Source organism: Stenotrophomonas rhizophila (assembly GCF_003651185.1).
GTDB lineage: Bacteria > Pseudomonadota > Gammaproteobacteria > Xanthomonadales > Xanthomonadaceae > Stenotrophomonas > Stenotrophomonas maltophilia_Z.
Window position 1 is genome coordinate 374,871 of the sequence record NZ_RCDC01000005.1, and the last position, 6,148, is coordinate 381,018.

Below are 6,148 nucleotides of genomic sequence, written 5' to 3' on the forward strand. Positions count from 1 at the left end.
ACCGCCCATCGCGCGTGTCCTTACTTGCCCGTCGGTGTGGGCACGGGGAACCGCAGTTCCGCCTGCACCGGGTAGTGATCCGACGGCAGCACGCCACCGGGTTTCTGGTCCAGCGTGCTGAAGTGGTCCACGCTGAAACCGCGCACCAGGATCCAGTCCAGTTCCACCGTCGGCTTGCCGGTGAAATCATGGAAGGTCAGGCGCGGGCCGTCGACCTTGGCGGCGAGTTTTCGCGCATCGCCCAACGCAGCGGTAAACGCCTTGTAGGTCTCACTACCGGGCTCACTGTTGAAATCGCCGGTGACCACCACCGGGATGTCCTTGGGCAGTGTGGCCAGCCGCGAGACGATCAGCTTCGCGCCGAGTACGCGGCGCGGCTCATCTTCATCACGGTAGGGCAGGTGGGTGTTGAACAGATAGAAGCGCTGGCCATCGGCATGACGCTGGAACAGTGCCCAGGTCACCATGCGCGGGAACAGGTTGCCCCAGGTGATGCTGCCCGGCACGTCCGGTGTATCGGAGAGCCAGAAGTCCCCCGATTCCAGCACTTTCAGGCGCGCCGTGTCGTACAGCACGCCCATGTGTTCGTCGCCGTTGCCGCCGCGGCGGTCCCTGCCGAACAGGGTGTAGCCCGGCAGGTGGGCAACCAGATACTCGCCCTGTTTCTGCACCAGCTCCTGGGTGCCGATCACCTCGGGCTTCTGCTCACGGATCAGCGTGACCATCGCATCGCGGCGGTCTTCCCAGCGCTTGCCCGGATCGGTGTCGGCCGGTGTGCGTACGTTGAAAGACATCACCTTCAATGCGTCCGGTGCCTGCGCCCAGGCGCTGCCCAGCGGGGCGGCGAACATCATCAGGGCCAGCAGCGCGGGCCGATGGAAACGAGACAGCATGTGGAATCCCTCCATTCCATGAAATCGTTCCCAAAGGGTCGCATGGATGGGCAGGGAAAGGATATGCGGGACATGGCGGTTGGTCGGGGTGGCGCCCTCAGCTCGAAAGCAGGATCACGCCGATCGTCATATTGATCGCTGCCCCCAACACCAGCACCCACACCGTGGACAGGATCGTGTTCAACCAAGAGCGCTGCAGCGCGATCTTCAGCCACCCGGCCTGCACCACCGCATACCAGAGCGCGGCGAGCACGCCGACCGCGATGCCCAGCGTGGTCGACAACTGGCCCGGAAGCCGCACGAACACCATGCTGGTGGACAGCGCCACCGCGAACGGCGCGGTCAGGTAGCACTGCATGAAGAACGGGCGTCGCAGCGACTCGCGGGTCATCGGCACGTGCTTGCGACGCAGCAGGTGCGTGGTGGTCACCAGCGGCCAGATCGCGAACGTGATCGAGCGGTACAGCAGCAGGCTCTCCTCATTGTCAAAGATCGAGCGCGACAACGCCCCGGTGCCGACCACCTGCTGGTGCAGCATCAGCTCCACCCCGTGCGCGACCAGCACCGCCAGCATCAGGAACATGGGCGGGCTGATCGCATCGTCGAACTGGCGCTCCAGTTTTTCCTCCAGCTCGGTATCCACGTACTGGGCCATCCGCCGCGGATACACGATCACGCGGTACAGCGTGCGCGGAAAAAACAGGAACCAGGTGCACAGCTCGTAGAGAAACTCTTCCAGCGACCGCAGCAGTTTGAGGAAGTCCATCCCGGGGTCCTTGCGAGGAAGAAGCCGACAACGCCGAGGATACCCGGGGCAGGGCTCAGCGGATCGCGACCGTCAGGCTGTGCGGTGCTTTTTCATTGCGACGCGCCTGGGCACGCATCTGGTAGACCTGTACGACATAGGTGCCGGTGGTCGGCAGGGTGCCGCTCCAGCGGCGCTTCTCGTTGTTGCTGCCCAGTGCCTCCCCCTGGCCGGGCGTCACGCCGGGCGCAAACACATTGAAGTTGGCATTCGGGCTACCGTCGATGGTCACCGCCATGGTCTGGCCGGCGCGCGCGGCGATCGTGTAGCGGACGGTGTCATAGCCGGACAACGTGCCGCGCACGGTGGCGCTGCTGGCGCCCTTGGTGAAGTGCACGGGGGTGGTGGTGACCTTGTCCGCCGCGGTGGCCAGCATCGGCGTCAGGGCGAGCAGGGTGGTCAACAGCAGCGAGCGGAGCGGCGTCATGGCATGTCCTTGGTGGCCCCGACAGGGGTGTTTCGTCTCGAGCATGAGCGCGACCCGATCAAGGGATTGTCGAGGCGCTGTGGTTCACCGCCGACGGGTGATGAACGCAATGTGCTCTATCGGTGTCGCTTTCCAGTGCGTTCTGAATTGTTTACGCAGGTGCCCGGCGCGTGCATGCACAAGCGCCCATCACGCACACATGGGTAACGCCGGCAGGCCTAGCGTGGATTCACCGGCACCACTTCGATGCCGAACACCGGAGATACGGCAATGGCCAACACCCCGAACCCGCAGCAGGGTCAGAATGATCCGCAGCGCAACGCCCCGCAGCAGGGCCAGCAGGAGCAGCAGGATCAGCGCGATCGCGATGCCCAGAAGCAGCAGCAACAGCAGGACCAGGATCAGCAGGGCCAGCGCTCGGGCCAGCAGAGCGATCAGGAAGAATAAAACGGGTCCGTACGCACCGTGGCCCGGCCGGGTTGGCCGGGCCGTTTGTGTTGCGGCCAGCGAGAAAGCATCGCGTGTTCCTGAACGTCTTCGGGCACCCGCCCGGCTGACCGGCTACCATGCCCGCATGAGCATCCCCGTACCGGACAGCAGCGTGCCGCGCCTGCTGGGTTTCGACGTCCCGACATTGCAGACCATTGTCGATCACGGCGCGGATGAGGCCATTGTGGCCATGCTTGATGTTGTGCCCGATGCCCACTGGCTGGCGCTGTTCGACGAACGCGTGGCCGCGCTCAAGGGCGAACTTGGCCTGGCTGGGGTCGAACTGGACGGCACCTCGATTCTGTTCTTCGGCTCCATCGCCGACAGCCGCCGCCTGGCGACCGCCGTGTCGGCCCTGATCAATGCCATCAACATGGAAGTGGCCGGCCATACCGATCCGTTCCAGCCGACGGCGCCGTAGCCCCTCACGAATCGATACGGCACGCGCGCAGCGGCGGGCTGTCACTCAGGCCCGCATCTGCCGTGCGATACGGAGCAGGGCAGGTGCCGCGGATCTCGGTCACCCACATCACCATCATGCCGACGATGCGATGGGCCTCGGCAGGCCACTGAGCGACCAGTCGATCATGGATGGCGTCATACACCGCCCAGCGCTCGGCGGCTGACATCCCGCCTGCCCAGCACTGCGCCAACTCGGCATGCGCCAGCCGAAAAGCCTCTTTCTGTCCGTCCATAGCGTTCCCCCGACCCAGTCCATACCGGGCAGGCGCCTGCCTGCCCGGGTGAGCCCCCTGCAATGAGGTAAACGCAGTTGGGCCGGCACACCGGCCAGCGCGCAGTGCGCAGACGGTGTGTCGCCGCAGGCTGAACGCGTCGGCGGCATCCGGCCAAACAGGACAGGACGTCCTGTATAGTTACGATCCCGTTGCCCCCTCTGAGGCCCCATGACCCCGACCAAGACCCAGCGCTGGAGCCTGCTTCTCACCGTCGCCGCCGGCCTGCTGCTGATCACGCTCGACAATTCGGTGCTGTACACCGCCTTGCCCACGCTGACCAAGGAACTGGGCGCGACCCCGCTGCAGGGTCTGTGGATCATCAACGCTTATCCCCTGGTGATGGCTGGCCTGCTGCTGGGTGCCGGTACGCTGGGCGATCGCCTGGGGCACCGCCGCATGTTCCTGATCGGCCTGGCGATCTTCGGTATCGCCTCGCTGCTGGCCGCGTTCGCGCCGGACGCCAATCTGCTGATCGCCGCGCGCGCGCTGTTGGCCGTGGGCGCGGCGGCGATGATGCCCGCCACGCTGGCGCTGATCAGCCTGACCTTCGAAGACGAGCGCGAGCGCAACCTGGCCATCGCCGTGTGGGGCTGTATCTCCATCATCGGCAGCGCCCTCGGCCCGATCGTCGGTGGCGTGCTGCTGGCGCACTTCTGGTGGGGCGCGGTGTTTCTGATCAATGTGCCGATCGTGCTGCTGGCCATGGTCGGGGCGGTGCTGTTCGCGCCGCACGGCACGCCCGATGCAGGCAAACCGTGGGACCTGATCTCCTCGTTGCTCAGCCTGGTCGCCTTGTCCGGGCTGGTGGTGGCGATCAAGGAGGTCGCGCACGCGCCGCCGAACGGGCTGCTCGCAGCCGGTGCGGCGCTGGTATTCGTGGTGGGGCTGGTGCTGTTCCTGCGCCGCCAGCGCCGCCTGCCGTATCCGATGCTCGACGTGGCCATCTTCCGCAATGCGCCGTTCCTGGCCGGTGTGCTCTCTGCGGCGTTTGCGATGTTCGCGATCGCCGGCCTGCAGTTGCTGACCACCCAGCGCTTCCAGCTGGTCGCCGACTACACCCCCTTGCAGGCCGGCCTGCTGGTGTCCGTGGTGGCGATCGGGTGCCTGCCCAGCGCCATTTTCGGTGGCATGTTCCTTCACCGCGTCGGGCTGCTGCCGCTGATCACCGGTGGGCTGGGCGCAGGCACCGCGGGCGTGCTGCTGGTGGCGATGACGTTCGGCAGCGACCTCGGCTGGACCATCGCCGGGCTGCTGCTCACCGGGCTGGGCATGGGCGCCACCATCTCCGTGGCCTCGACTGCGATCATCGGCAACGTGCCCCCGCACCGCGCCGGCATGGCCTCCTCGGTGGAGGAGGTGTCCTATGAATTCGGCAGCCTGTTCGCGGTCTCCCTGCTGGGCAGCCTGATCGCTGCGCTGTACTCGGCCACCGTGACGCTGCCGGACGGTGTGGACGCTGCGGCGGGCGAGAGCATCCAGCAGGCGTTCGCACTGGCCGCGCAGCCCGGTGCCGATGCAGGCTGGCTACGTGCTGCCGCCAGCGCCTACGATGCCAGCTATGTCTGGATACTGTATGTGATCGCCGCCGTGCTGCTGCTCGGTACCGTCGTCACCGGCGTGCTGCTGCGCCGCCATGGCCCCGGCAACGCCACCACCGTCTCCCACGCCCACTGAAGCCCATGCGCCCGAGCAACCGAACCAACATCCTGGATGCCGCCGTCCGCGTGATCGAACGCGACGGCATCACAGCGCTCACTTTCGAAGCCGTCGCTGCCGAATCCGGCATCGCCCGGGGCGGGTTGCTGTACCACTTCCCCTCGCGCGATGCGCTGCTCCAGGGCATCCACCAGCACCTGGCCGGCGTGTGGGAGGCGAGCATGATCGATGCCGCGGGCAAACCTGCCGACGAGGCGGAGACCACTGAGCGCTACCAGGCCTACGCGCTCACCTGCGCGCAGACGGCCACCCGGGCCGAACTGCAGCTGATGTTCGACGCGGCCGCCACCGACGAGAACATGCAGCCGTGGACCGATGTGGTCGAACGCTGGTCGCCGCCCACGCCGCAGGACCTGAGCGACCCGGCCGCGCTGGACCTGTTCATCGCCAAGCTCGCCGCCGACGGCATGTGGGTGTTCGAAGCGCTATCGCGCTCGCGGCTGGCGCCGGAGGTGCGGCAGGCCATCGCCGACCGGCTGGCGCAGATGATTGCCGCCGCCTCGAAGACAGCGTGATGTCTGCCATGCGGGTACCCTTGGCGGTTCACTTCTTGAACGACGGGAACGCCTGATGGATTACCAGCTTGTGATCAAGTTCTGGCGAAAGTCGCTGGACGACGAGGCCTTTCTGGCCACGCTGGAGGCCGAGCTGACCAACGCGCTCGGCAAGGCCGCCACGCTGGACGGCTACGACGTCAGCGCGAAAGAGATCAACCTTTTCATGTTCACCGCGGATCCGCGCCCCACGTTCCGGAAGACCAAGGATGTGCTGGAGGGGATGGGCGTGCTGCACAGTGTGTCGGCGGCGTACCGGCTGGTGGGTGGTGCGCAGTTCACTTCGGTGTGGCCGCTGCGGATGGCGCGGAAGTTTACGTTGCCGTGATGGGCTGAGCGGCTGTCTCGCTGGCGGAAGACGGGCACAAAAAAGGCCGGGACCTTCGATTTCTCTAGGGTTCCAGCCTTTGATGCACCGTCGAAACGGCTAATTGGTGGAGGTGGGCTCTACCTTACTCGCCCGGCCGAGCCTTACGCGGCAAGGGGCGGCGCGCCGGAAGCGGGGTCTGTACCCCCAGCCGTACCCC

9 protein-coding genes are annotated in these 6,148 nt (G+C 66.3%); 5 read left to right on the plus strand and 4 right to left on the minus strand.

Annotated elements, in window-relative coordinates; all coding sequences use genetic code 11:
• Positions 1–20: 20 nt before the first annotated feature.
• The 3 genes from BCL79_RS13420 to BCL79_RS13430 all read right to left on the minus strand — a co-directional run bounded on the left by BCL79_RS13420 (position 21) and on the right by BCL79_RS13430 (position 2,125).
• Positions 21–893, minus strand: coding sequence for an endonuclease/exonuclease/phosphatase family protein (locus BCL79_RS13420; protein WP_121041926.1), 873 nt, complete (start codon positions 891–893; stop codon positions 21–23).
• Positions 894–990: 97 nt separating this feature from the next.
• Entirely contained in the window at positions 991–1,659 is a 669-nt protein-coding gene (locus BCL79_RS13425) for a hypothetical protein (RefSeq protein WP_121041928.1), read from the minus strand.
• Positions 1,660–1,714: 55 nt separating this feature from the next.
• Positions 1,715–2,125, minus strand: a complete 411-nt coding sequence (locus BCL79_RS13430) for a g-type lysozyme inhibitor (RefSeq protein ID WP_121041930.1) — start codon at positions 2,123–2,125, stop codon at positions 1,715–1,717.
• Between the two features lie 270 nt (positions 2,126–2,395).
• Between BCL79_RS13430 and BCL79_RS20325 the strand changes: the two genes are divergently transcribed.
• Both BCL79_RS20325 and BCL79_RS13435 read left to right on the plus strand, forming a co-directional pair.
• Positions 2,396–2,572, plus strand: a complete 177-nt coding sequence (locus BCL79_RS20325; protein ID WP_183073778.1) for a hypothetical protein — start codon at positions 2,396–2,398, stop codon at positions 2,570–2,572.
• A 127-nt stretch (positions 2,573–2,699) separates the two neighbouring features.
• Positions 2,700–3,035: a hypothetical protein gene (locus tag BCL79_RS13435; RefSeq protein WP_226956590.1), complete on the plus strand. Its 336-nt coding sequence runs from the start codon at positions 2,700–2,702 to the stop codon at positions 3,033–3,035.
• 4 nt (positions 3,036–3,039) lie between these two features.
• On the opposite strand, the gene BCL79_RS13440 is transcribed toward BCL79_RS13435, so the two are convergent.
• Positions 3,040–3,309, minus strand: coding sequence for a hypothetical protein (locus tag BCL79_RS13440; RefSeq protein ID WP_121041932.1), 270 nt, complete (start codon positions 3,307–3,309; stop codon positions 3,040–3,042).
• A 210-nt stretch (positions 3,310–3,519) separates the two neighbouring features.
• On the opposite strand from BCL79_RS13440, the gene BCL79_RS13445 reads away from it, so the two are divergent.
• Genes BCL79_RS13445 through BCL79_RS13455 form a run of 3 tightly spaced genes read left to right on the plus strand, consistent with a single transcriptional unit; the run spans position 3,520 to position 5,949 of the window.
• On the plus strand, positions 3,520–5,025 hold the full coding sequence (locus BCL79_RS13445) for an MFS transporter (RefSeq protein WP_121041934.1): 1,506 nt from the start codon (positions 3,520–3,522) through the stop codon (positions 5,023–5,025).
• A gap of 5 nt (positions 5,026–5,030) precedes the next feature.
• A complete protein-coding gene (locus BCL79_RS13450) occupies positions 5,031–5,582 on the plus strand; it encodes a TetR/AcrR family transcriptional regulator (RefSeq protein ID WP_121041936.1) in 552 nt (183 codons plus the stop codon).
• Between the two features lie 55 nt (positions 5,583–5,637).
• On the plus strand, positions 5,638–5,949 hold the full coding sequence (locus tag BCL79_RS13455) for a hypothetical protein (RefSeq protein WP_121041938.1): 312 nt from the start codon (positions 5,638–5,640) through the stop codon (positions 5,947–5,949).
• Positions 5,950–6,148 lie beyond the last annotated feature (199 nt).